The organism is Cobetia sp. AM6 (assembly GCF_009617955.1).
Taxonomy (GTDB): domain Bacteria; phylum Pseudomonadota; class Gammaproteobacteria; order Pseudomonadales; family Halomonadaceae; genus Cobetia; species Cobetia amphilecti.
Genome location: NZ_AP021868.1, coordinates 1,294,874 through 1,319,193, shown reverse-complemented (window position 1 = coordinate 1,319,193; position 24,320 = coordinate 1,294,874). Strand labels below are relative to the sequence as shown.

The window sequence follows — 24,320 nt, the reverse complement described above, 5'->3', positions numbered from 1 at the left end:
CAACAACGTTTAATCACCGTGATGCATCATGACATCCACACAGTGAACTGCCGATGAATCCTTACGAATCATCTGGAAAACCCTCAGAATATTGCGGGCATCAAGCAAGGTGCCATACACAGAGTCGACCAGCCACTTGCTGTGCCCTTCTGGAATCCGGGCATAAAAAAACCCGCCATGGTGGCGGGCAATGAATGTCGGGACAGCGACACCCAGGACAGGAAAGCGTTTGAGAAAGGGTTTTGCCACCAGGTCGTTCTAGAGGGGATGGTGGAGGGTCCCAAAGCCCTTGCTCAAGCGTTCTGCTCACTATCCAAGTGTCTCTACGTCTGGGATATTTCCTTTCGCTCTCCCTGAATGTCGGTAGTCACTGGCTGCGCATCAGTGCCTACGCCTTCAATCGTCGCTGCGCGGTGATTCAAGCAGTGGCAATCAAATCACAGCGCTTCAATTGTTTCGCAATGACAACTTGCGGCATGAAGTCATGTGAACCGAGTCGTGTGAACCGTCAGCATCGAAAGCTCAGCGATGGTCAGCGTCGATATCGACTGCACCATGCACATCACTATCGGCAAACACATTGCCACGGCTGGTGATCAGAATGTCAGGATTTGCGGCGTAGCGCTTTTCGCTCTTCTGATAATCACGCACTTCGCTGTGGATGCCGTGAGATTGAGCGCTATTGAATCGCACGTTACTGCTGTCATCAGTGCTGATATCGGCACTGGCCAGACCGCTGGTGGCGAGGGCAAACGCTGCCAGGCCGTGAGTCATGAATGACTTGATCATCTTTCTATCCTCCGTTCATTTTCACTATCGAGTTGCCATGAAGTGACACATCATTGATCACTTCAAGTACTGGGTATATCCAGGCGGGATATCTATCAGAGTCGATAACTGACATCACCCACGTGACCTATTGATAAAGACCATCAACAAGCACTACCCACAAGGATGCGGTTTACGATGGCGCGATATTCAGGCTTGCCCATGGCGGGACCCTTCTACGTCATCGTACGAGGCACGGGGCGTCGCTGCGCGGGATGACTCCCGACAGATACCGGCCATTTCAGGAAGGGTCAGACTGTCGTTTCACTTCGCGACGAGGTATCACCTGGCGATCAGTGTCAGTGACACTGCTTTACGACTGGCTTGTTCACGCTTTTGATTCTTCGAGCTCTTATGTCTCCAAGCCCTTATGTCTCCAAGACCTTATGTCTTCAAGCTCTAGCTACTTAAAACTCTTGCTGCTGCTCATGACGACACTTGCTACGGGGACGCTTGGGTCAGTTGCTGCCATGCGTGGTCACGAATCAGAGCGGGGCTCAGACAACCTGAATCAGACAACCTGGCTCAGACAATCTGGCTCAGACGCTTTCGCTCAGAGCATGCTGGACGCGAGTCGCGGAAACACTCTTGCCAGCATCGTTGACGAATTGCTGTGAGTCGGACGCCAGGGTCTCGCGCTGACCTTCGATCGCAGCATCGTTCAAGGAGCTTTCGACACGACCCGCGGCAACGCTCATGCCGGTATCGGCAAAGGTGGCTTGCTCGGCGGCGGCGGACTGGGCCTGGCCGTGGATGCTGGATTCGCTGAGCGCAGAGCGCACCTGAAGGTCAGCGACGCTGTCTGCCAAGGCAGCACCGGTGGCAGCAACGGAAAGCGCGGTGGCGGCGATGAGGGTATTGAGCATTTTCATGAAATATCTCCAGTGAAATCTTTTATCGGGTCAACCGGGTAAAAAGGTCAGCCAGGTCGCAAGCAGAGTCCTTGTTCGCTGCCGTCAGTGTGACGGCGCGACGCATCAGGCGTTGTCGTTCAGGGCATGCTCGACACGTGACGCGGCAACGCTCTTGCCGGAATCATTGACGAACTGCTGGGTGTCGCGAGTGACCTGCGCCTGCTGGCCCTTGATGGTCTGGCTGTTCAGCGCCTGCTCGACACGGCTGGCCGCAACGCTCTTGCCTGCATCGGTGATGGCCTGCTGCTGAGTGGCTGCCTGCTGAGCCTGACCGTGGATCACGGATTCACTGATGTTGGCGCGAACCTGCTGGTCGGCAACACTATCGGCATTGGCGACGCCAGTGGCGGTCACGGACAGGGCAACGGCGGCGATAAGGGCATTGAGGGTTTTCATTAGATGACTCCAGAAAAAGTGAATAGCGAATAGATAAAAGGGAGATCAGTGCTGCTGTGGTCCCGGGCCTGAGGCCATGAATCAGGACCTGCAGACTCAGGCGTTGCCGTTCAGCGCATCTTCAAAGCGTGATGCCGCGACACTCTTGCCGTTGTCGTTGCTCAGACTCTGGCCGCGGGAGACGGCGTGCGTCTGCTCACCCTTGATGGTGTCGGCGTTCAGGGACTGTTCGACACGGTTGGCAGCGGCACTCATGCCGGACTCGGCAGCATTCAGCTGCGTCGCGGCGGGCTGCGCCTGGCCGTGGATGACCTGTTCACTCAGTGCGGCACGCACCTGGGCATCGGCAACACTTTCATCAGCGGTGGCAACGCCGGTGGCAGCAATGGAAATGGCAGCGGCGGCGATCAGGGAAGTCAGGGTTTTCATGATGATTCTCCAGAAATGGGCAAGGATCGAATGTCAGGTGAGGCGATGTTCGGGGGTCACCGAGTTGTCAGCGTGGCCCACTCTGCTTCAGGCGTTGTCGCTGATGCGCTGCTGAACGCGGCTAGCGGCGACGCTCTTGCCCTGATCATTGACGGTGGCGTTGGCCTGGGACACGGCAGCGGTATCGACGCCACGGATGTGGTCAGCATTGAGCGCCTGCTCAACGCGACCGGCAGCAACGCTCATGCCCGTTTCGGAGAAGCCCTGCTGGCTGGTGGCAGCCGGCTGAGTCTGGCCCATGATCTGCTGGCTGCTGATGGCGTTCTGGACGCGCACGGCGGCAGGGCTATCGTCGGCTGCGAATACGGAGGTGCTGGCAGTGGCGATGGCGACGGTAGCGATCAGAGTCTTGAGGGAAATGTTTTTCATGGTGTATCTCCTGGTCCTGGTGCGGATGCTTCCGCTTTGAGTCGTTGTCAGTCAGTGAAGGAGTGGTTTGCTGACCCCTGTCCGGGTCCTGGCCTTCACTGACTGTGGTGCGTGCTGCGTTTCGATTATTAACAGACTAATTGTTATGCTGCGCTCAAACTAGCCGTGCAACTGGAAGCTCACTGTTTCTCTTTGAGCAACGCCACTGGAAACGAACGGCCTTCCCCAGCGCTTGCCCCTACTGCCCCTCTCATCACCCATAAAGCTATTGCAGCGGTTCTGAAAAAGACTTGTACAACATGGAGAGTGCAAGAATTCCTTGTTTGCGTGCTGGCCCATCCCCTTGAGCGGCGCTTCGGCCTGGCAGATCACTATCGACTTTGGTTGAGGAAGACAGTGTCTCGCCCACCACCTTGGTCGAACATGCTGCACGCTGCAGGGTGTGTCTTGCTGTGCTGATGAGTTATACGTCGCCACAGCAGAACTGGATGCCACAAAAACAAGAAAATGCGTATTTTTCTTTCTGCTTTGGCTGAGACGCCTGAAAACAGCGTCTAGCAGCAAGAAATTGTGCACATCAATCTTTACGAATATTCATTGACCGATTGTTCAGGGTGTGGATTCTGCCCCTCACACTGTCAGTCGGTGACGCCTTGCCCACTGATGTCGAGAAGATTCATGTCGCTCGACAACCAAGAGCTCGAGGTCAATACCGCCTCATCAGCCCTGCATATTTGCTGCAACGTTGATGGAGTGCATTGTGAACCTCGCGAGCCGCGGGATATATCCCCGCGCCGGAACAGGATTGATTCTCTCATCGAATCAATTCAGCGCTCTTCCAACCCGGACTGAAGCACCCTCACCCACCCACGCGAAGTAATCTCAACGTTTTCAATCGCTTAGGCGACCCATGCAACGATGTCAAAATGATGACAGCCTGGGGACGGCCGTCGCATTTCCGGCGGTGGACGGCAGAACGTGGTGGAAGAGCGTCAAGAAAACGGCGAGAAAGTGTCGCGTGAGCAGCGCTAGGCTGGCGTAAAGGGTCGGGTAAAGAGTGGCGAGTGAGGGAAAGGAGCGAGAAGACAGAGAGAGCAGAGAGTGGGAGTGGAGGAAGGGAAAGGAGAAGGGAGTAGATAGAGGGAGAGAAGGAGCACCAGCAGGACACCACGGCCGGCAAGCAGCACTCGGCTCGGTTCACACAGAGCCAGCCCCGAACGAAGTCGCGCATTATCGACCGTCATCCGACGTGGGATACACTGGCGTCATGCCTATCGAGCCCGAAGCCCAATCCCATGCATCGCCCGGTGCAGCCGAGTCATCGCCCCCTTTTGCCCAATGGGCCGACTCCCCCTGTGCGACCGGCCGCGACCTGCGCCGCGACTGCGCGCGCTACAGTCACCCGCGCGTCAGGGATATCGCCTGGCTTCTGAGTGCCCCGGACCTCTTGCAGCTTGCGCGTTACCCGCGCCCGTCCCTGGCGGCACTCGGGCTGGAGGATGACCGCGTCCGCCACCGCTGGCTGATGACACTGGAGCAGGCGCCCCACGCGCTCGAGGCCGCCGTGAATGAGCGCCGCCACTATCGCCTGGGCCACTACCATGAGCTGCTCTGGCAATTCGTGCTGGCACACGCGCCCGGCAGTCACCTGCTGGTCAACAACCTCAGGATTTCCCAGGGCAAGATCACGCTGGGCGAGCTGGACATGCTCTATCTGGCGGCGCAGGACACGGCGCCCACGCACCTGGAGGTCGCGATCAAGTTCTATCTCGGCCTGCCAGAAGGCCCCGAAGCGGCTGACAGCCCGGCACGCTGGATAGGCCCCGGCGGCGCCGACAGCCTCGCCATCAAGTATCAGCGCAGCCTTGAGCATCAATTGCCCCTGGCCTATACCGAGCGCGGACAGCAGACGATCCGCCAGGCACTTGCCAGACAAGCACTGGCCAGACAGGCAGGCGCGAGCGAGACGAACTCACCGCTGGCAGAAGATCCGCCTGCCCCGCTGCTTGCAGGCCAGCAACTGGCATTGCCCGGTTGCCTGTTTCGCCCCTGGCAGCCAGATATAGCTCCCGCCGACTGGCTGCCCCCGCCCCGCCATTGCCATCCCGAGAGTGCGCGCCAGGCCGGCTGGTGGATGAGCGTCAGTCAGTTCGCTGCCTTCTGTCAGACCCTCGAGGCCTCCCCGATACATGACGGCCCGCTGTTGGGCTGTGTCAGGGAAAAGCCTGCCTGGCTGGCCGCCCCGCCCGTGGCGTCGCTACAACCATGGCATGAACTTGACCGCTGGCTGCGCGATCACTTCGTGCCACCTGCCGCTGACGACCTCAGGCCGGACGAACCGGTTCAGCAAGTCACGGCGGCTCAGCAAGACGCGCCGGCTCAGCAGCATAGCCGCCAGCGCACGCATCAACACCCCCGCCAGCTGTGGCTGGAGCGCAGCGTGGCGGCGCCTGACGGCGAGCCGACCACCGCCAGCTCGCCCCGCCAGCAATGGCGGATCTTCGTGGTGCCGGACGACTGGCCGAGCTTCATTCCACTACCGCCCCCGGCGCCTGCCGCGCAGTGAGCCTGCCGCGTGGCTTGCTGATGGCTTTGTCTTGCCACGTGAAATCAACGATAATGCGCCGCGTCAGATCAGGGTGGCGACAATCCATCAGCCTGATCTCGCCATTCGGCCCGCGCGCAACACTACCCCGCTGCTCCCGGGTCTGCTGGTGACCCACCCCTGTCGCTAGCCAACGGCTTCTCGGCACGTCTTCTTGCCTGACCGACCACCTCATCGGTCACCTGATGACGCCTGCTGCAACGCATCTGCTGAATCCGTAGGACGTCATAGTGAAAACACGACTTTCCAGCCTCGACATCGTGGCGCTGGGCTTCATGACCTTTGCCCTCTTTCTGGGCGCAGGCAATATCATCTTCCCGCCTCAGGTGGGTCAGGGCGCGGGTGCCGAATTCTGGCCGGCGGCACTGGGCTTTCTGGCCACCGGTGTCGGCATGCCGCTGGCCGGTATCGTCGCGGTGGCCGTGATCGGCGGTGGCCTCGACAAGATCACCTCGCCGTTGCCCAAGTGGGCAGCCGCGGCCTTCGGCGTCGCCATCTACCTGTCCATCGGGCCGATGTTCGCGATTCCGCGCACCGGCACCGTGGCCTTCGAGATGGGCATGCGCCCCTTCATCGACATGTCAGCACAGAGCGGCCTGGCCCTGCATTCGGTGCTGTTCTTCGGCATCGCCACGCTGATCGCGCTGAGCCCGGGCAAGTTGATGGATGTGGTCGGCAAGTGGCTGACGCCGCTGCTGATCGCGCTGCTGGCGCTGATCGCGCTGTTCACCATCATCGACCCACAGGGGCCGCTGGGGCCGGTGAGTCCCGAGTGGGCCGAGGCGCCGTTCATGACCGGCTTCCAGCAGGGCTACCTGACCATGGATGCGCTGGCCTCGATGGTGTTCGGCATCCTGATCGTCTCGGCGATCAAGGCACGCGGCATCACCGCGACCGCTGACGTGACCCGCTACACCCTGTGGGCCGGCGCCATCGCCGCCATCTGTCTGGCCGCCGTCTACCTGCCGCTGACCTACATGGGCGCCACCAGCCATGCACTGGTCAGCGAAGCGGCCAAGGGCGAACTGATCCCGGTCTACGTCGAGGCACTGTTCGGCGATGCCGGCAAGCTGATCCTGGCGCTGGTCATCACCCTGGCGTGTCTGACCACCGCGGTGGGCCTGTTGACCTCCTGCGGCGAGTTCTTCCATCGCCTGCTGCCGAGCGTGCCCTACCGCCTGCTGGTGATCGTGATGGCCGTGGCCTCGGCGTTGATCGCCAATCTGGGCCTCTCGACCCTGATCAGCGTCTCGATTCCGGTACTGGTGACGCTCTATCCGCTGGTGCTGGTGCTGACGCTGCTGTCCTACCTGCGTCCGCGCCTGCATGATGCGCCGCGCGTGTTCGCCTGGACCCTGGGCCTGACGCTGCTGGTCAGCCTGCTGGATGGCTTCGAAGCCAGCGGCATCGACTCGCTGATGGCCATCTCGCACCGCATCGAGCCGCTGCTGCCGCTGGCCTCGATGAATCTGGGCTGGCTGGCGCCGGCGCTGGCGGGGCTGATCATCGGCATGCTGGCCAGCCGTCGTGACCAGACGAACCTGGACCCGGCACTGGCCGCGCAGGACTGAGGCTCACGCCAATCAGTCGCGCGGCGTGACCAGAAACACGAAAGCCCGCCTCTCCAACGAGAGGCGGGCTTTTTGTTGCGACATGACAGGTGACAGAAAACAGATGACAGGCACCCGTCAGCTATCAGGCGACCGTCAGCGCGGCGTACTACGCGACAGGCCCAGCTGAGCCAGGGTGGCGTCATCCAGCGCATGCACGGCCTCGACGCCGCTCAGTGCCGTGAAGTAGTCCGGCGTCAGGAAGTCACGCCCGCCAAGCAGGTGCTCCAGATACTCGCGTGCCGGCTTGAGGCCCTCGGCGGTGCGCTCGGGCAGCGCCACATACACCCAGGCGTCGATCACGCCTTCGCGGGTGACGATGGAATGAAGGAAACGCTCATATTCATGCGGGCGGCCTTCGAAGGGGTCCATCAGCGTGATCTGCTCGGCCTCGAGCAGCTCATACAGCACGCCTTCGACGCGCTCGCCCGGCGCAGGCTGCACGTTGGCATGCGCGATACCATCGACCCGAGAGGCCTTGTCGAAACTCAGGCGATGCTCTTGCAGCCAACCATGCACGGCCCGTCGCGTCTCGCCGATGCGTGCCTCGACACGCGCCGGATTCATGTTGCTGCCGTAGGCGAAGTAATAGGCCATGCAAGCTCCTGACAGTTGTCTCGAGGCGCAATGCGAGGGCATCACGCCTGCATAGGGGCAGAGTGGGAGGTGTCGGGTAGAGGAGGCTCAGTGCGAGGTGAGACCCCTACCCGGCAATCAGTGCGTCGTGATCAGCGTGTCGATCTCGCGAATCACTTCCGTCATCGCCACGCGGCGCTCGGGGCGGGCATCCTTCAACCAGGCCTCGATGGCCGGCGCCACTTCACACTTGGCGGGGAACGGCGCGCGGGCATCGCACAGCGCTTGCAGACGGGCGATGAACACGAAGCGCAGCCACTGGCCCATGTCCATGTGATCGACACAGAATGGCTCCACACTCATGAAGGCCTGCGGGGATGGCGTGTCCATGCGCCACAGGTCTGCTGCCTTCATGGTCGCTTCCAGACGTGCCAGCAGCGCGCGCAGCTCGTCGTAGGGATTGCCGGCGATCTCGCCGTCCTGGGGTTGTTCAGTCGGATTCATGCGACCTCCGTCAAATCATGCATGGTTCGTTCACGCTATTATCCCGATGATGCTCACGGAAGGCCAGGAGGCCGCATGGCAGACACGCTGTTCAATGATGTGATGATACTGCTGGGAGCCTCGGTAGTGGCCGCGGCGCTGTTCCGCCGCCTGCATCTGCCGCCGGTGCTGGCCTATCTGGCGGTCGGCTTTCTGGTCGGCCCTCATCTGGCGGGCTGGATCGGTCGCCCGGAAGAACTCGCCTTCCTGTCGGAATTCGGGCTGGTGTTTCTGCTCTTCTCGCTCGGCCTCGAATTCTCGGTGCCGCGGATGCGCGCCCTCAAGACCACGGTGTTCGGGCTGGGTGCCTGTCAGGTGGCGGTATGCAGTGGCCTGTTCTGGGCACTGGGCTCGGCGCTTGGCCTGTCACCGGCGGCGGCGCTGGTCGCGGCCGGTGCACTGGGGCTTTCCTCCACCGCCATCGTTACGCGGGAACTGGCGCGCTGGAATGAACTGGACAGCCCCCACGGCCACGCCGCCGTGGGCGTGCTGCTGTTCCAGGATCTCGCCGCCCTGCTGTTCCTGATCCTGATTCCGGCCATGGCCGGCGATGGCAGCCAGCTGCTCAGCGACCTGGGCCTGATGCTCATCAAGGGGCTCGGGCTGGTGGCGGTGATGCTGATGATCGGCAAGTGGGTGCTGCCGTTCGTGTTCCAGGAAATCTCGCGCGCGCGCTCGGAAGAGCTGTTCGTGCTCACCGTGCTGCTGGTGGCGCTGTTCTCCGCCTGGCTGACCCACAGCCTGCACCTGTCGATGGCGCTGGGCGCCTTCCTGGCCGGAATGATGCTCGGCGAGAGCCATTTCCGCCATCAGATCGAGGCCGACATCCGGCCCTTCCGCGACATCCTGCTGGGGCTGTTCTTCGTCTCGGTGGGCATGTTGCTGGACCCGCAGGTGCTGCTGGCCCAGTGGTATTGGGTCGTCATCGGCGTGGCCTGCCTGCTGGCGACCAAGGCACTGCTGATCACCGGACTGGCGCGCCTCTCCGGCCGCCCGCTGGACAGCGCGCTGCGCACTGGCCTGGTGCTGTCCCAGGGTGGCGAATTCGGCTTCGCGCTGCTGGCCCTGGCCAGTCAGCAACGCCTGATGGACAACGAGACCGTCGGCCTGGTGGTGGCGATCATCATCGGCTCGCTGGTAGTCACGCCAAGCCTGATTCGCCACAACCAGCAGCTGACGCGCCGCCTGTGTCGCTCCACCACGCCCACCCAGGAGAACCCGCACACCACCGCGGAGCTGAGCGCCGCCACCGCCCCGCTCAGTGGCCATGTCATCGTGTGCGGCTTCGGGCGTGTCGGCCAGACGGTGGGGCGATTTCTCACTCAGGAGAAACTTGAGTGGATCGCCATCGATGCCGACCCCATCCGCGTCCACGAGGCCGCCAGCGCCGGTGAGCCGGTGGTGTTCGGTGATGCTCAGCGTCTGGAAATCCTGCGCGCGCTCGGTATCGAGCGCGCCCGTCAGGTGGTGATCACCGTCAATCAGCTCTCGCATGCGCTGGCCATTCTGCGCGCCATCCAGCCGCTGGAACTCGAGAACCTCAAGGTGCTGGTGCGCACCCAGGATGACGCGGACCTCGAGACCTACAAGGCCGCCGGGGCCACCGAGGTGATTCCCGAGGTACTCGAGGGCTCGCTGATGCTGGTCTCGCATGTGCTGGTCAATCTCGAGGTGCCCTTCCGGCGCGTGGCGCGCTCGATCCAGAATGCGCGTGAGGCGCGCTACAGCATGCTGCATGGCTATTTCCATGGTCAGCAGTCCCAGCTGACCGACAAACGCGGCAACCCGCTGCTGCGACGACACCCACTGACGCTGACCGCCGATGCCTGGGCCTGTGGCCGGCGACTGGACGACATCGCCCTGCCGGAAGTGTGCGGCATTCTCGTCTCACGCGTGGTGCGCGCCAGTGGCGAGAACCTGGAAGAACCCACCGGCGACCTGACGCTGGCGTGTGGCGATACACTGGTATTATCGGGATTGGCTGATCATATTGAAGAGGCGGAAACCCGCCTGCTGACCGGCTGACAGGCCTTGAGCGGCAGGCGACACCCAAGACTCCGCCGCCTGCTGTCCTGCCGCCAGCAACCGAGCTGGCGTGCGGGAGGGAGAGCGTCACAGAGAGTCAGCTCGGATGAACATACTGATGAGCACACTGAAGGGATCGACATGTCAGGGGGCACGGCCCTGCATGGGAGATAGCACCCATCACCAGGAGGCAATACACATGGAAAGCGCAGGCGTACACAATTACATGGAGCAGCTGGTGCTCGACCAGCTGCGCTTGCATCCCGATAGCCACGCCATGGATGTCGACAGCCGCGAAGACGTGGCCTGCATCGCGCTCAATCAGCTGGCGCCCCGCTATATCCGCCACGACGTCGACATGGCGTTCTACATGGCACCCGCCGAGCAGGAGCTGCTGGAAGAGCGCGTCTCGATGGCGCTTCAGGAAGCCTTCGACAAGGTGCGCTCGATGCCCCGCCACGGCTAGCCACACGCTGCGGCCCCATGAAGCGTCGCCCTGAACGCGCCCTGAACGCGCCCTGCAACACCAGAAACGGATTAATGATCACCGCCAGCGAAACGACAACGGCCACCGCGATGGATATCGCGGTGGCCGTTGTGTCTGTCGCAGGTACTGCCCGAGGCGTTACCTCACGTGACCTGAGGGGCATTACCTCAACCGGGCAGTATCAGATGCCCTCGGCGCACTGCGGCGGCACTTCATCCAGCACCTTGCGCAGGAAGGCGCGCGTGCGGTCATCCTTCGGCGCGCTGAACAGCTGACTCGGCGGCCCCTGCTCGACGATACGCCCGCCTTCCATGAAGATGACGCGGTCGGCGACTTCCCGCGCGAACTGCATCTCGTGGGTGACCACGATCATGGTCTGGCGCTCGACCGCCAGCTGCTTCATCAGCTCCAGCACCTCATCGACCCATTCCGGGTCCAGTGCCGAGGTCGGCTCATCGAACAGGATCACCTCGGCCTGGGCGGCCATGGCGCGCCCGATGCCGATACGCTGCTGCTGACCGCCTGACAGAGCCGCCGGGAAGGCGTCCGCCTTCTCGCTCATGCCGATACGCTCGAGAATCTCGCGCGCTCGCTGGTGCGCCTTGGCCTTGGGCCAGCCGTTGACGACGATCAGGCCCTCGGCAATGTTCTCCAGCGCCGTCTTGTTGGCGAACAGCGCATAGTTCTGGAACACGAAGGCACTGCTGCGACGCAGACCGAGAATGTCGTGACGGCTGGCGCGTGTAGCCTCGACCTTGCGCTCGCCGATCTGGATCTCGCCACCATCGGGCTGCTCGAGGAAGTTGATGCAGCGCAGCAGCGTGGACTTGCCGGTGCCTGACGGGCCGATGACGACGATGATCTCACCCTGCTTCACTTCCAGAGTGATGCCATCGAGTACGGCCTGCCCGCCGAATTTCTTGACCAGGTTTCTGGCTGCAATCATCGCTGATAGGCCTTGTTGAGACGTTTCTCCATCCAGCGCTGCACGAAGGACAGCCCTTCCACCATCACCCAGTAGACGATGGCCACCATGATGAAGGATTCAAAGTACAGGAAGCTGCTGGCCGCTTCCTTCTGGGTCGCGCCCATCAACTCGGTCACCCCCAGCGTGAAGGCCAGCGACGTGGACTTGATCATGTCCACGAAGTAGTTCATCAGCGTGGGGGCCGCCACGCGGGCCGCCTGGGGCAGCACGATGCGTCGCATCAGCTGGACATTGGTCATGCCGATGGAGAGCGCCGCTTCGGTCTGGCTGCGATCGACCCCGACGATGGCAGCGCGGATGGATTCGGCCATGTAGGCCGAGAAGTGCAGCGTCAGGCCGAGAATCGTCGCGGTGACGCCATCGATCTGGGTCAGGAACGCCATCACCTGCGGCAGGCCGTAGTAGAACAGGAACAACTGCACCAGCAGCGGCGTGCCGCGGAAGAAGGAGATGAACACGATGGTCAGCGCATTCAGCACCGGCACCTTGAGCACCCGCACTACCGCCAACAGCGAGGCCAGCACCAGCGCGGCCACCATGCCGATACAGGCCATCTTGAGTGTCAGTGGCAGGTATTTGAGCATGACCGGCAACAGGCCAAGCATGTAATCGATATTGAGAGTATCCATTCGTTATCCGGACAGGCTGGGGGCTTGGCTGAGGGTCTGGAAAGACACCCGTCGACATGACGACAACGGGGCGACGGTCAAGCCGTCACCCCGTTTGCACATGACATCCTGGCATGCGCCCTTGTATCAGGGCGCAGCAAGCAATGTTCAAGGCGTGGTGATGTCGTTGCCGAACCACTTGTTGGAAATCTCGGCCAGGCGGCCATTTTCCTTGAGCTCGGTCAGCGCGGCATCCACCTCGTCACGCTTGGCCTCGCCTTCGGCGTCCTTGCGGAACGGCAGTGCGTTCTCCAGACGCGAGAACGGCTTGCCAGCCAGTTCCAGCGGCAGCGGCGTCTTCTGGATCACCTGGCTTGCGCTGACGCGGTCCATCACGAAGGCATCGACACGGCCCAGAGCGGTGTCCTGCTCGATGTTGGACTCATAGGTCTTGATGTCGATCTGGTCGGCGTACGGCAGCTCTTTCATCAGCGCTTCGTAGTTGGAGCCCAGGTTGACCGCCACGCTGTGGCCCTTGAGGGACTCGACGCCGGTTATCTCGTCATTGCCGCGACGCTTGACCACCTGAGCCCCGTCGTAGACGTAGGGCTGGGTGAAGGCGAACTTGGCCTGGCGTGCATCGGTGATGGTGATCTGGTTGGCCACGGTGTCGATGCGGCCGGCTTCCAGCGAGCCGATCAGGCCGGAGAAGCTCATGGTCACGAATTCGATGTCGTCGCCGGTGATCTCGCCGACGGCGTTGAGGACATCCACTTCAAAGCCCTGCAGCTTGTCCTGCTTGACGAAGGTGAACGGGAAGTAGCCGCCCGACATGCCGACCTTGAGGGTGTCAGCCTGTGCCGCCAGGCTGCCCAGGGTGGTCGCGCCCAGCGCGGCAGCCATCACGGCGCCCTTGAGAGCGGTAGAAGAGAAGACAGCTGCGAGCGAACGTGATTGGCGCATCGGGATTCCTCGTGGATCGCAAGACTGAGCCATTGGCGCTGGACGGTCGCTGACATTCGGCTGATCGCGGATGTCTAGCCAACAGAACAGGTATAAGCACAGCCTTTTATATGTGATTTGGTTGTATAGGATAACGGGACTGCCCCGCATTCCCAATCATTTCATCCCTTAAGGACATAACCAGAAGGAATAAGACAGCAATTCTGTCAATGAGCGCGATTCTAGCATGCCTGTCATGGCGGGCCAGTGACGCCGTCTGGGCTACCTGCAGCGCTAGATGTCAGCCTGACGACAAGTGGATGACAGTTATTCACGCCATCCGTGGACGATGCTGTGGATAACCCGCCTCGGTCACGCTGCAAGCCACGCCAGTCGTGGGATGACGAAAATTGATCAAAAAATCATCAACCTGCAAAACGCTCAGCGGGACTTGAGGTGCCGCGTAATCTGTCAAGCCGTTACGGGCCGAAAGAGCGGCCATAATAGGATCAGGTCGCCCTCTTCCCTCTGGCCGCCATCACACGCCAGCGGGTGGCATGACAGCCGGTGAATCGCTAAAGTCGCTGCCATTCCAGACATGCTCAGGCACATGTCACGCGCCGGCAGCTGTCACTCAACGACACATGCCACGCCTGGCAATGATGCTCGACAAGACTCTTTTCTTCCGTTCTTCCACACGCCAAGCCGAGGCGTGGCGGAGACACAGCCGTGGTGAGCCTCATGACTCCTCTCTCTTCCTTGAGCAACTTCTTCACACGCACCGGCGCCGAGCTGCACCTTTATCACCTGGGTCGCACCCTGGCGCCGCTCAGTCTTGAGCAACTCGAAGCCTTCGAGACCGAACAGCAGCCGTGGGAGCAGCCCTTCAAGGGCCAGGCACGCCTGGCATGCGTGTTCCGTCCGGCCGGGCTCGACGATCCGCTGGTGTGGTTTCTGGCCTTGCCGCTGGATGAGGAAGGCCGTCTGTCTCCCGCGCAACGCGACGCCTTCCTCGAACGCCTGATCACGACGCTGGGTCAGACGGCGCTGACCGTCGGCCGGCCTGATCTCCAGCAGGCCGAGGCAGGCAAGATCGACAACCTGATGCAGGACAACCCGCTGGCCTTCACGCCGGATGACAGCCTGCGCGCCATGCTGCACGCCCGCGCCAGCCTCGATTGTGACCGCCCTGCCAGCCAGTACTACGAGCTCGCCGAGCAGTATCTCACCGCCCAGCTACCGCTGGATGACTGGCCGTCACTGGGCCTGCAGGGCATTGCCGACGTGCTGACACGACGCGGCGAGTTGTCCGGCGAGCTTGCCGCCGCCTTCGTGCAGCGTCTGGCTGACCTGCCGGATACGCCGCTGCGCGCCATCGCGCTGTGTCTGGAGCAGGCGCCGCCCGCCCATGCCCAGCTGGCTGGCCAGCTGCCGGAGGAATACGAGACCGAGCTGCTCTCCGCCCTGATCGCGCGTGGCCAGGCCGCGCGTGACCTGGGGGACCTGGAGACGCTGTGCGCCTGCCTGCGGGCCGCCGGTGCCAGCCCACGGCCTGCGGCGGCGGAGTGGATCGATGCCCTGCTGGCCGACGACGAGGCCGTCAATGTCGACGTGCTGGTCGCAATCGCCGCGCGCGGCTACGCCCACCTGGAAGATGCCGAACGTCTGCCGGCCTTCCTGACCCGCCTGGCCAGCTGCCCGCAGGCCAACTTCGCTGCCCTGGCCCGCGACCTCGCCCTGATTCCGCGTCTGCGTCTGCCGGTGCTGATGACGCTGCGCAATGCAAGCGCGGACAGTCCGCTGGGTCAGGCGCTCGCCGCCCTAACTCGCCAGGCCGATACCGGCAATCCTGCCCCGCGTCATTGACGCCGGGCATGCCCACAGGTGACAGTGCTTGAGATCATGCGCATAACCCACGACACTTGATCGGACACTTGATCGAGTCGTGGAATCGGGGCTGATCGGCACCGGTGAACAGGGCAAGTTGCGACGCGCCAGTTGCACGATGCCACCCGCGCCTGTGGCCGTGGGTGACTTGCCCAGCGCCCGCAAGCGAGGCGTCTGACGGCGATGAAAGCGCGCCATCACCGCGTGCCATGACCGCGTGCCCGGGGCGGTTTTGCCGGGCGTTGCCAGCGCCACCGTCATCTCCGATTCGTGAGGCGAAAAAAGAGGCTTCAGCAAGGATTGCTGTCAGTACGTTAAGTGACTATGCTGCGCGCCCGCCTGGCCATTACCCCGCCATGCCGGCAACGCACATTACGCTGTGCCGCGCCTGCCCGGTGTCTTCATGCCGTGAGCCGCTGCCCGCTTCGCTCACGCCCTCTGATTCAGGATGAAACATGTCGCATCACAAGAACACTTCGCGTCATCACATCGACAAGGCACCGCCCCTCGATCTCAAGACACTGAATCATGACCTGCTGGGCTTTCGTCCGCGGGGCGTGGTGGGTCGGCGTGAGCTGATCGAGCTGCCGGAACTCAAGCTGCACCTCAATGCCAAGATCGACACCGGTGCGCATTCCAGTGCGCTGCATGCCGAGAGCATCGAGGTCTTCGAACATAACGATGATCTGTGGGTTCGCTTCATCACCCGGACCGGCGGTAGCGACTCCCCGCCGCATACGGTCGAGACGCCGGTGCATGATCGCCGCCGCGTGCGCTCATCCAATGGTCAGGCCGAGTGGCGCTACGCGATTCGCTCGCGCATGAAGCTGGCCGGGCTCGACTACGATATCGACATGACGCTGGTGGACCGCTCCCAGATGCGTCACCCCATTCTGCTGGGGCGCCGTGCCCTGCGTCGCCTGCTGGTCGCACCGGGCGCCGCCTATCTGCACGGCGAACCCTGACGGCACCAGCCAGGCGCGCGGCGGCATGCTTCGGCATCTCGCCTCAAGACGCTGGCCCCGGTGCCATCTGCATCGCGTGACGCCTCGATTCGACAAAGGCTTCACCGGCGAATACCACGCCTCCTGACGGGCATCACGTCAGTCTTCTTCTGATTCATTCCTATCTCTGTCTGGCCCATTCGGCTCCGGAGGATTTCATGCATATCGGTATCCTGTCGCGTAACTCACGCCTCTACTCCACCCGTCGCCTGATCGAGGCCGCCGAGGCACGTGGCCACACCGCGCGCGTGGTGGACACGCTGCGTTGCTACATGAACATCGCCTCGCACCGCCCGTCCATCCATTACAAGGGTGCCGAGATCGAGCACTTCGATGCGGTCGTGCCGCGCATCGGTGCCTCGGTCACCTTCTATGGCTGCGCCGTGCTGCGCCAGTTCGAGATGATGGGCACCTACGTGGTCAATGATTCCGTGGCCATCTCCCGCTCACGCGACAAGCTGCGCTCCCTGCAGCTGCTGTCGCGCAAGGGGCTGGGCCTGCCGGTCACCGGCTTCGCGCATTCGCCGGATGACATCCCCGACCTGATCACCATGGTCAAGGGCGCGCCGCTGGTCATCAAGCTGCTGGAAGGCACCCAGGGCATCGGCGTGGTACTCGCCGAGACCAACCAGGCCGCCGAGAGCGTGATCCAGGCTTTCATGGGCATGAAAGCCAACATCATGGTGCAGGAATACATCAAGGAAGCGCGTGGCGCCGACATCCGCTGCCTGGTGGTGGGTGACAAGGTGGTGGCGTCCATGAAGCGTCAGGCGGCCGATGGCGAGTTCCGCTCCAACCTGCACCGTGGCGGCACCGCGAGCGAGATCCGCATCACGCCGGAAGAGCGCTCCACCGCCATCCGCGCCGCCAAGGCCATGGGCCTGTCCGTCGCCGGTGTCGACCTGCTGCGCGCCAATCATGGCCCAGTGATCATGGAAGTGAACTCCTCGCCGGGCCTGCAGGGCATCGAGACGGCCACCGGCAAGGACATCGCCGGTCTGATCATCGATCACATCGCCAAGTCCGCCGCGCCGGCCAAGAAGATTCCGCCCAAGCCCAAGGGCTAAGGGCTGAGGGCTGAGGGCTTGAGCCTTAGCGCTGAAGCCTGAGAGCATTGCGCGCAACGCTTGATCAAGGGTGCAGGTCGTCATGACTGCACCCTTGGCGTCTCTGGGTCAGATGGCCGCGCGTGCACAAGCGTGAGCGATGGAAACAGGGCAAGGCCAGCGCCTGAAAGGCAACGATGATCGTCACCAGAACGTCATTGTATTGTCGTAAACTGCAGGGATTGACAGTGCGGGAATAAATATCCTGACTTTCTGCCCTTCAGGGGTAGAAAAACACTGTTTTCACCCGCACAATCTCTTCTGACGGAGGAGGTGACCGCCCATGTTTCTCGACAATCGCCAGGTGGCGATGGATAGCGTCCAGGAAGCCCTGGCAGACAGTCTTGATTATTTCGAGGATAACGCCGAACGGCTGCGTCCCGCGCTCCTGAAGGCCTTCGAGCCCTTCTATGCGAGCCGTGTCGAGCTCAAACAGGCCCTGGAAGTCGAGACACGCAAGCATCTGAGCCTGATGCCGCGCGACGCCGATGTCGAGCGCGATGACTACATGTGGCTATGGAGTCGCCTGAAGAGCATCGTCGGCAATGACAATCAGGTGCTGATCAACGAGTTGCTCGAACAGGAACGCGTCCTGATGCAGGCCTGCTCGACCGCCTTCACGCATCCACTGCCTGACAGCATGGAAAAGGTACTGGAAGGCATCTTCCACAACTGCCGCCATCTGATCCGCGAGCTGTACCGTCACCAGACAGGTCAGGCCGCCCGCCGCCGCGCCGGCTAGCCACCTGCCCGCCGCCAGGCCGTGAACGCAAGACGCCCCGCCTTCCAAAGGAAGTGCGGGGCGTTTTCGTGTTGACCTTGTGCGTCTGACGAGGCCAATGCGCGGCTAGTTCGTATCAGACCTGACAGGCAGCCACTGGAGCAATGCCTGCTTCACTCCGGGCAGACTGGCCAGCAGGCTTGCCTGCGCCTGACGCGCGAGGGCATGCGGGTCCGGCGTGTCGGCAGCATTCTCTTTATCCGTCACATCCACTCCATCCGCCACTTCCACTCCATCCGCCACATCACGATTGGGAGCGGCCTGCTGCCCTGCTCCGGCTGTCACGGAGTCCTCTCGCGTCGACATCACGTGCTTGTCTGAGGAGTGAGATGATGAGGGATGCGATGATGAGTGCGATGACAACACCGGCGTCGGCAGCGACTCCTGCGGCCCGAGGAAGCGCGGCTTGCGCCCCCACAGGTAGAGATCACCCACTGTCGCCGCACGGGCCAGCCACTCGCGCAGCATCAGCTTGAGCCCCGGCGGCTGGCGCTCGGAGATGGCCGGACAGCCCACCGCCTCCAGACCCAGTGCATCGGCGATGAACAGCGCGCGCGGCAGGTGCCACGGCTGGGTGACCAGCACCGCCTCGTCGACACCGAAGACCTTGTGCGCTCGCACGAGGGTATCGAAGGTGGAGAAGCCCGCGTAATCGAGCGTCATGAACTCCTGCGGCACGTTGCGTGCTCGCAGATCACGCCACATGGTCATCGGCTCATTGTAGTAACGCGTGCGGTTGTCTCCCGAGAGCAGCAGGTTGGAAACGCGGCGCAGGCGGTAGAGCTGGGCGGCGGTATCGAGGCGCGCCTGATAGTGCGGATTGCTGCCCCCGCCCACCAGGCCGTGGGAGGTGCCGAACACGATCCCCACCTCACGGCTCTGACAGGTCAGCGGTGACGTGGCAATGCGATCGTGCGTTGCCATCACGACCCAGAGGTTGAGCCCGACCACCGTCATTGCACCGGCGGCCAGCAGACCGACGATGGTCCAGCCAGCCCGCATGATCACTCGCTGCATCTCTTCCTCACGCCCATCCCTGCCTGTCTTTCCTGCCGTTACCGTCACATCGTGCAGGCATGAGCGCCCAGCCTACCCAAGCGGCCGAGGCTCTGCCAGCACTGACTGTTCCCCGGCCACGCATGCGGGTGACTCCGCTCAGTCTTCCTGCACCATCACGGCCTTGACGTTGACTGGCACCTGGGTCGCGATGTTGCCAAGCCCGGCCAGGTCACGCAGGGTGCGAATGCCATCAACCAGCGCGAACTGCTCAGCGTCGACCATCACAGGCGTGAGGGTCTGCACCAGCCAGCGATCGCCACGCAGGCGTGTCACCTGCAGGCTCATCGGCAGGTTCTGGGTGTTGTCGTGCAGCGTCAGCTGGCCTTCGACATCCACTTTCTGAGTATCACCCGGCTCCATCACCTTGAGGGTCGGCATGTCGAGACTGGCGGTCATCACGGCCAACGGATAGGTGCCGGACTCGAACAGCTTCTCGCTGACGCGCTGGTCACGAATGTCAATGCCGGTACTGGCGGAGTCGAGGTCGATCTCCACCGACAGCTGACCGGCGTCATTGACGCGCGCCCGCCAGGAGGTGAAAGCATCCGTCTCGACGGTGCTGGCGCCCGACTTGGCCATCTTGGTGGTCTGGAAGCTCAGCTGTGACACATCGCCATCCAGCTTCCAGGCGGCCTGCGCGCTGGCAGCGGTGCTCAGGATCAGGGTGGCGGTCAGGGTGCGCAGCGCAGTCTGGAATCGCATTGGGGAGTCTTCCTTGAGGCAGGTGATACGGAAACCGTCAAACGGACGTGCCGACGCGGCCCGAGGCAGCAACTTGCCCGGACGCTCAGCAACGTGAATTGGATAGCCGGATGGACGAGAGGTTCCCGCCCATCCGGTTGCGTTTGCTGCATCTCGCCCAAGTGTTACTGCGACTGACGGCCATGCAAGGCCTCCAGGGGGCCGCAGACAATAAAGGGCGACAACAGCAGACGACTAAGGGGCGCTGATGATGTTCAGAACATGCCCAGTTCCAGGCGGGCATCCTCACTCATCATCTCGCGCGACCAGGCAGGCGAGAACACGATCTCGACATGGACCTTGGAGACATCCTCGGCGCCAAGAATCTTGCGCTTGGCGTCCTCGGCGATCACGTTGCCCATGCCGCAGCCCGGCGCGGTCAACGTCATCTTGAGATTGACCATCTTCTCGCCGCTGATCAGGGTGTCGATACGACAGCCATAGACCAGCCCCAGCTCGACGATGTCGACCGGGATCTCGGGGTCGAAGCAGGTGCGCAGCTGGGCCCAGACGAAGGCCTCGATGTCGGCATCGCTCTGGCCGGCAGGCAGATGCGGACGCGGCACGGCGTCCAGCCCCAGCGCATCGAGGCTGAAGCTCTCGATCAGGTACATGCGACCCTCGAAGGCGACGCTGACGGTGCTGCCCTTGGCCTGCATGACTTCGACCACCGAGTCCTCGTGCAGGGTCACCGACTTGCCGAACGGTACCGAGATGCCCTCCACGTCCCGCTGCAACGGCATCTTCTGGCCCTTGCCGAGGCTGGCCAGCTGGTCTTCAGTGTGGCTCATGCCCTCTCCTTGCCGAGCCGCATGACAGGCATGCGGCTCGTGAATTCTGTTGGTTCACTCAAGACGTGCGGGTGACAACATCCCCTGGCAAGTGCCGATACCAATGAGGCCCGCCATGCGCGAGCCTCATTGATCAGCGCCCGTCAGGGCCACCGCAGGGTGGTGCTCAGCGCACCATGGTCAGCACACGCTGCAGGGCATCGACGAACATGTCGATCTCTTCCGGCGTGTTGTAGGCCGCGAAGGAGGCCCGACAGGTGGCATCGACACCGAAGCGACGCAGCACCGGCTGCGCGCAGTGGTGGCCGGTACGGATGGCGACCCCCAGCTGGTCGATCAGCAGACCGATATCCTGGGCGTGGGCACCATCGACCACGAAGGAGATCGCGCCTGCCTTGTCAGGCGAGTTGCCGATGATGCGCAGGCCGTCCACTTCGCGCATGCGCTCGCTGGCATGGCGCATCAGCTGCTGTTCCCAGCGCGTGATCAGCGCCATGTGGGTGCAGTCCAGCCAGTCGATGGCCTTGCCCAGCCCGATGACCTCGGCGATGGGCGGCGTGCCGGCCTCGAACTTGTGCGGCAGGTCCGCGAACAGGGTGCCATTCTCGAACGACACCGTGCGGATCATCTCACCGCCACCCTGCCACGGCGGCATCGCCTCCAGCAGCGCTTCCTTGCCGTAGAGCACACCGATGCCGGTCGGGCCGTACATCTTGTGGCCCGAGAAGACATAGAAGTCAGCATCGATCTCGCGCACATCGACCTGCTGATGCGGCACCGCCTGGGCGCCATCGACCAGAATCAGCGCGTCGTGAGCGTGCGCCAGCGTCGCCATCTCGGCCACCGGGTTGATGCTGCCCAGGGCGTTGGAAACCTGATTGACGCAGACCAGGCGTGTCTTCTCGCCCAGCAGGTCGCGGTAAGCCGCCATGTCGAGCACGCCATCGTCGTCACACGGGATGACCTTGATGACGATGTCGAGACGCTCGGCCAGAAGCTGCCACGGCACGATGTTGGCGTGATGCTCCATCACCGAGATCAGCACTTCATCGCCGGCATTCAGCCAGTTGGCTCCCCAGCTGTTGGCGACCAGATTGATCGCCTCGGTGGTGCCACGCGTGAAGATGACTTCCCGCGTCAGACGCGCATTGATGAAGCTGCGCACCTTCTCACGCGTACCTTCGAAGGCCGCCGTCGCCTCATCCGCCAGGGTATGCAGGCCACGGTGGATGTTGGCATTGGTCTTGCGGTAGTAGTCGCTCATCGCGTCGATGACGGCGGTCGGCGTCTGACTGGTGGCGGCGCTGTCCAGATAGATCAGCGGCACATCACCATGCACGCGACGCTCGAGGATCGGAAAATCCTCGCGTACCCGCACGACGTCGAGCATCAGGTTGTCGAGTGCGCTCATGCAAAGTCCTCATCACGTGCCACCGCCACGGCGCCACCGCCCAGCTCGACGCTGAGATCGACCAGCTCATCGAGGTGGAAGCGTGACGGCAGGCGTCCCGCGACACTGCGCTCGATGCGCTCGGCGATGGCGTCGATGCCCAGACCGGTCATGACTTCGTTGGCGAAGGCCAGGGTCAAAAGGCCACGGGCGGTCTGCTCATCGATGCCACGGGCGCGCAGCGCGAACACGGCGGTCTCGTCGAGCTGACCGGTCGTGGTGCCGTGGGAGCACTTGACGTCGTCGGCGTAGATCTCGAGTTCCGGCTTGGTGTTGATCTCGGCGCGGTCCGACAGCAGCAGGTTGGCGTTGTTCTGATGCGCCTCGATCTGCTGGCTGTCGCGCTTGACCAGCACGCGGCCATTGAAGACGCCGCGGGCGCGGTCGGCCAGGATGCCCTTGTAGTTCTCGTCGGAGAACGTCAGTGCCTCGTTGTGATTGACCAGCGAGTGGGTGTCCACGTGCTGGCGATCACGACCGAAGAACAGGCCATCGAGGCGTGCATGGGCGTTGTTGCCGTTCAGGTCGCAGACGATGTCGTTGCGCACCAAACCACCACCGGTGTTCAGGTTGATGGAGCGATACTGGCTGTCACGCGGCTGCTCGACCTGCAGCGAGGCGATATGCGTCTCGCCGGTGGCGGCTTCGCCCAGCTTGTAGTGATTGAGCACGGCGCCGCGCTCCAGCATCACTTCGCTGACCATGTTGGTGAAGTTGGTCGCGCCGCTCTCACCGATGTGATGCTCGATCACGCTGGCTTCAGCGCGGCTGCCCAGCTGCACCAGCAGACGCGGGTGGCTCATGGTCACGGGCTGGCCTTCGACGGCGGCACGCGACAGGAACAGCACGTAGACCGGCTTGTCGAGCACCGTGCGCGGGCCGACCTGAATCACCGCACCCTCTTCGGTGAAGGCGGAGTTCAGCGCCACGAACGGCGTGAAGTCGATGCCGGTCAGGCGGTTCAGCGAGCCGCCGATGACTTCCGGCTGATTGACGATGGCGTCAGACAGCGGCACGACACGCACGGTGTCGGGCAGGCCTGCCACATCGGACAGCTCGGCATTGTAGAGGCCATCGACGAACACCAGACGGTAGGCGTCGACGTCGAGAGCCAGCGCATCCTTCACGGCCGGCGCGAGGCTTGCATCGTCGGCGAGACGATATTGCTGACGACCCAGTGCCTGGGTGTCGGTGTACTTCCAGGCCTCGACCTTGCGGGTCGGCAGGCCGAGGGCTTCAAAGCGGGCGATGCCGGCCTGACGGCGGGCGGCCATCCAGCTCGGGTCAGCCGCAAAGCGGGCCTTGCGGGCAGCGAATTCGCTGGCGAAGGCTTCGCTGCCGGGGACGGACGCGGTAGCAAGTGCTGTCATTACGCGGTTTCCTCCTGCAGCCAGTCATAGCCCTGGGCTTCGAGTTCGAGTGCCAGCGACTTGTCGCCGGACTTGACGATGCGGCCATCCATCAGCACGTGGATCTGGTCCGGCACGATGTGCTCGAGCAGACGCTGGTAGTGGGTGACCATCAGCACGGCGCGGTCTTCGTTGCGCAGCGAGTTGACGCCCTTGGCGACGACCTTGAGGGCATCGATGTCGAGGCCGGAGTCGATCTCGTCGAGCATGGCGAGCTTCGGTTCCAGCACCAGCATCTGCAGGATCTCGTTGCGCTTCTTCTCACCGCCGGAGAAGCCTTCGTTGACGGCGCGCTGCAGGAAGCTGGCGTCCATCTGCATGAAGGCCAGTTTCTCGCGGATCAGCTTCATGAATTCCGGGGCCGGAATCTCGCCCAGGCCTTCGGCTTCACGCTTGGCATTCAGCGCCGCCTTGAGCAGGTAGACGTTCTTGACCCCCGGGATTTCCACCGGGTACTGGAAGCCCAGCAGCATGCCGGCACGCGCACGCTCTTCGACTTCCATCTCCAGCACATCCTCACCTTCATAGGTAATGGTGCCCGAGGTCACTTCATAGCCGTCCTTGCCGGCGATCACGGAAGACAGCGTGGACTTGCCTGCGCCGTTCGGCCCCATGATGGCGTGGACTTCACCCTTGTTGATGGTCAGATCGAGACCCTTGAGGATTTCCTTGCCTTCCACCGAAACGTGCAGATCTTTGACTACGAGCATGT

General features: G+C 62.7%; 25 protein-coding genes. 8 read left to right on the top strand and 17 right to left on the bottom strand.

The window, feature by feature from the left end; genetic code table 11:
• Positions 1-9: 9 nt before the first annotated feature.
• From CLAM6_RS05630 to CLAM6_RS05605, 6 genes are all read right to left on the bottom strand, one after another.
• Entirely contained in the window at positions 10-249 is a 240-nt protein-coding gene (locus tag CLAM6_RS05630; RefSeq protein ID WP_153635374.1) for a hypothetical protein, read from the bottom strand.
• A gap of 273 nt (positions 250-522) precedes the next feature.
• Entirely contained in the window at positions 523-789 is a 267-nt protein-coding gene (locus CLAM6_RS05625; RefSeq protein WP_054556802.1) for a hypothetical protein, read from the bottom strand.
• A 578-nt stretch (positions 790-1,367) separates the two neighbouring features.
• Complete coding sequence (locus CLAM6_RS05620) at positions 1,368-1,700, bottom strand: hypothetical protein (RefSeq protein ID WP_153635373.1); 333 nt, start codon at positions 1,698-1,700, stop codon at positions 1,368-1,370.
• A 105-nt stretch (positions 1,701-1,805) separates the two neighbouring features.
• Entirely contained in the window at positions 1,806-2,138 is a 333-nt protein-coding gene (locus tag CLAM6_RS05615; protein WP_043335408.1) for a hypothetical protein, read from the bottom strand.
• A 96-nt stretch (positions 2,139-2,234) separates the two neighbouring features.
• A complete protein-coding gene (locus CLAM6_RS05610) occupies positions 2,235-2,567 on the bottom strand; it encodes a hypothetical protein (protein WP_153635372.1) in 333 nt (110 codons plus the stop codon).
• A gap of 87 nt (positions 2,568-2,654) precedes the next feature.
• Positions 2,655-2,996, bottom strand: a complete 342-nt coding sequence (locus tag CLAM6_RS05605; protein WP_153635371.1) for a hypothetical protein — start codon at positions 2,994-2,996, stop codon at positions 2,655-2,657.
• 1,267 nt (positions 2,997-4,263) lie between these two features.
• On the opposite strand from CLAM6_RS05605, the gene CLAM6_RS05600 reads away from it, so the two are divergent.
• Both CLAM6_RS05600 and brnQ read left to right on the top strand, forming a co-directional pair.
• Complete coding sequence (locus CLAM6_RS05600; RefSeq protein WP_153635370.1) at positions 4,264-5,562, top strand: DUF1853 family protein; 1,299 nt, start codon at positions 4,264-4,266, stop codon at positions 5,560-5,562.
• 269 nt (positions 5,563-5,831) lie between these two features.
• Positions 5,832-7,172 carry a branched-chain amino acid transport system II carrier protein gene (gene brnQ, locus CLAM6_RS05595; RefSeq protein ID WP_197738709.1) on the top strand — a complete coding sequence of 447 codons (1,341 nt, stop codon included), beginning with the start codon at positions 5,832-5,834 and terminating at the stop codon, positions 7,170-7,172.
• A 135-nt stretch (positions 7,173-7,307) separates the two neighbouring features.
• Here the strand turns inward: brnQ and CLAM6_RS05590 are convergent, their stop codons facing one another.
• Positions 7,308-7,808: a gamma-glutamylcyclotransferase family protein gene (locus CLAM6_RS05590; RefSeq protein WP_153635369.1), complete on the bottom strand. Its 501-nt coding sequence runs from the start codon at positions 7,806-7,808 to the stop codon at positions 7,308-7,310.
• A 117-nt stretch (positions 7,809-7,925) separates the two neighbouring features.
• Complete coding sequence (locus CLAM6_RS05585; RefSeq protein ID WP_153635368.1) at positions 7,926-8,291, bottom strand: YqcC family protein; 366 nt, start codon at positions 8,289-8,291, stop codon at positions 7,926-7,928.
• Between the two features lie 75 nt (positions 8,292-8,366).
• On the opposite strand from CLAM6_RS05585, the gene CLAM6_RS05580 reads away from it, so the two are divergent.
• Positions 8,367-10,355, top strand: a complete 1,989-nt coding sequence (locus CLAM6_RS05580; protein WP_082388800.1) for a cation:proton antiporter domain-containing protein — start codon at positions 8,367-8,369, stop codon at positions 10,353-10,355.
• A gap of 199 nt (positions 10,356-10,554) precedes the next feature.
• The gene (locus tag CLAM6_RS05575) at positions 10,555-10,821 is read left to right on the top strand and encodes a late competence development ComFB family protein (RefSeq protein ID WP_054556810.1); all 267 of its coding nucleotides are present in this window, start codon (positions 10,555-10,557) and stop codon (positions 10,819-10,821) included.
• 202 nt (positions 10,822-11,023) lie between these two features.
• Here CLAM6_RS05575 and CLAM6_RS05570 read toward each other — a convergent pair whose 3' ends face one another.
• The 3 genes from CLAM6_RS05570 to CLAM6_RS05560 all read right to left on the bottom strand — a co-directional run bounded on the left by CLAM6_RS05570 (position 11,024) and on the right by CLAM6_RS05560 (position 13,341).
• Positions 11,024-11,788: an amino acid ABC transporter ATP-binding protein gene (locus CLAM6_RS05570; RefSeq protein ID WP_153635367.1), complete on the bottom strand. Its 765-nt coding sequence runs from the start codon at positions 11,786-11,788 to the stop codon at positions 11,024-11,026.
• The gene (locus CLAM6_RS05565) at positions 11,785-12,459 is read right to left on the bottom strand and encodes an amino acid ABC transporter permease (RefSeq protein WP_043335389.1); all 675 of its coding nucleotides are present in this window, start codon (positions 12,457-12,459) and stop codon (positions 11,785-11,787) included. Before CLAM6_RS05565 ends, CLAM6_RS05570 begins: the two co-directional genes overlap by 4 nt.
• 147 nt (positions 12,460-12,606) lie before the next feature.
• Complete coding sequence (locus tag CLAM6_RS05560; protein ID WP_197738747.1) at positions 12,607-13,341, bottom strand: amino acid ABC transporter substrate-binding protein; 735 nt, start codon at positions 13,339-13,341, stop codon at positions 12,607-12,609.
• Positions 13,342-14,121: 780 nt separating this feature from the next.
• Between CLAM6_RS05560 and CLAM6_RS05555 the strand changes: the two genes are divergently transcribed.
• The 4 genes from CLAM6_RS05555 to CLAM6_RS05540 all read left to right on the top strand — a co-directional run bounded on the left by CLAM6_RS05555 (position 14,122) and on the right by CLAM6_RS05540 (position 18,119).
• Entirely contained in the window at positions 14,122-15,246 is a 1,125-nt protein-coding gene (locus CLAM6_RS05555; protein ID WP_153635365.1) for a DUF3549 family protein, read from the top strand.
• 476 nt (positions 15,247-15,722) lie between these two features.
• Positions 15,723-16,232, top strand: coding sequence for an ATP-dependent zinc protease family protein (locus CLAM6_RS05550; RefSeq protein WP_082388802.1), 510 nt, complete (start codon positions 15,723-15,725; stop codon positions 16,230-16,232).
• A 197-nt stretch (positions 16,233-16,429) separates the two neighbouring features.
• Positions 16,430-17,338, top strand: coding sequence for a 30S ribosomal protein S6--L-glutamate ligase (rimK, locus tag CLAM6_RS05545; RefSeq protein ID WP_043335225.1), 909 nt, complete (start codon positions 16,430-16,432; stop codon positions 17,336-17,338).
• A gap of 322 nt (positions 17,339-17,660) precedes the next feature.
• Entirely contained in the window at positions 17,661-18,119 is a 459-nt protein-coding gene (locus CLAM6_RS05540) for a hypothetical protein (protein ID WP_043335223.1), read from the top strand.
• A 105-nt stretch (positions 18,120-18,224) separates the two neighbouring features.
• Here the strand turns inward: CLAM6_RS05540 and CLAM6_RS05535 are convergent, their stop codons facing one another.
• From CLAM6_RS05535 to sufC, 6 genes are all read right to left on the bottom strand, one after another.
• Positions 18,225-19,175, bottom strand: coding sequence for a SanA/YdcF family protein (locus tag CLAM6_RS05535; RefSeq protein WP_153635364.1), 951 nt, complete (start codon positions 19,173-19,175; stop codon positions 18,225-18,227).
• A 138-nt stretch (positions 19,176-19,313) separates the two neighbouring features.
• Complete coding sequence (locus CLAM6_RS05530; protein ID WP_153635363.1) at positions 19,314-19,919, bottom strand: YceI family protein; 606 nt, start codon at positions 19,917-19,919, stop codon at positions 19,314-19,316.
• A gap of 254 nt (positions 19,920-20,173) precedes the next feature.
• On the bottom strand, positions 20,174-20,749 hold the full coding sequence (gene sufT, locus CLAM6_RS05525; RefSeq protein ID WP_153635362.1) for a putative Fe-S cluster assembly protein SufT: 576 nt from the start codon (positions 20,747-20,749) through the stop codon (positions 20,174-20,176).
• A gap of 166 nt (positions 20,750-20,915) precedes the next feature.
• Complete coding sequence (locus tag CLAM6_RS05520) at positions 20,916-22,160, bottom strand: cysteine desulfurase (protein WP_153635361.1); 1,245 nt, start codon at positions 22,158-22,160, stop codon at positions 20,916-20,918.
• Positions 22,157-23,569 (bottom strand): Fe-S cluster assembly protein SufD, encoded by a 1,413-nt coding sequence (gene sufD / locus CLAM6_RS05515; RefSeq protein WP_052384761.1) that lies wholly within the window; start codon positions 23,567-23,569, stop codon positions 22,157-22,159. The genes CLAM6_RS05520 and sufD overlap by 4 nt, the downstream gene beginning before the upstream one ends.
• Positions 23,569-24,318: a Fe-S cluster assembly ATPase SufC gene (gene sufC, locus CLAM6_RS05510; protein ID WP_043335213.1), complete on the bottom strand. Its 750-nt coding sequence runs from the start codon at positions 24,316-24,318 to the stop codon at positions 23,569-23,571. Before sufC ends, sufD begins: the two co-directional genes overlap by 1 nt.
• Positions 24,319-24,320 lie beyond the last annotated feature (2 nt).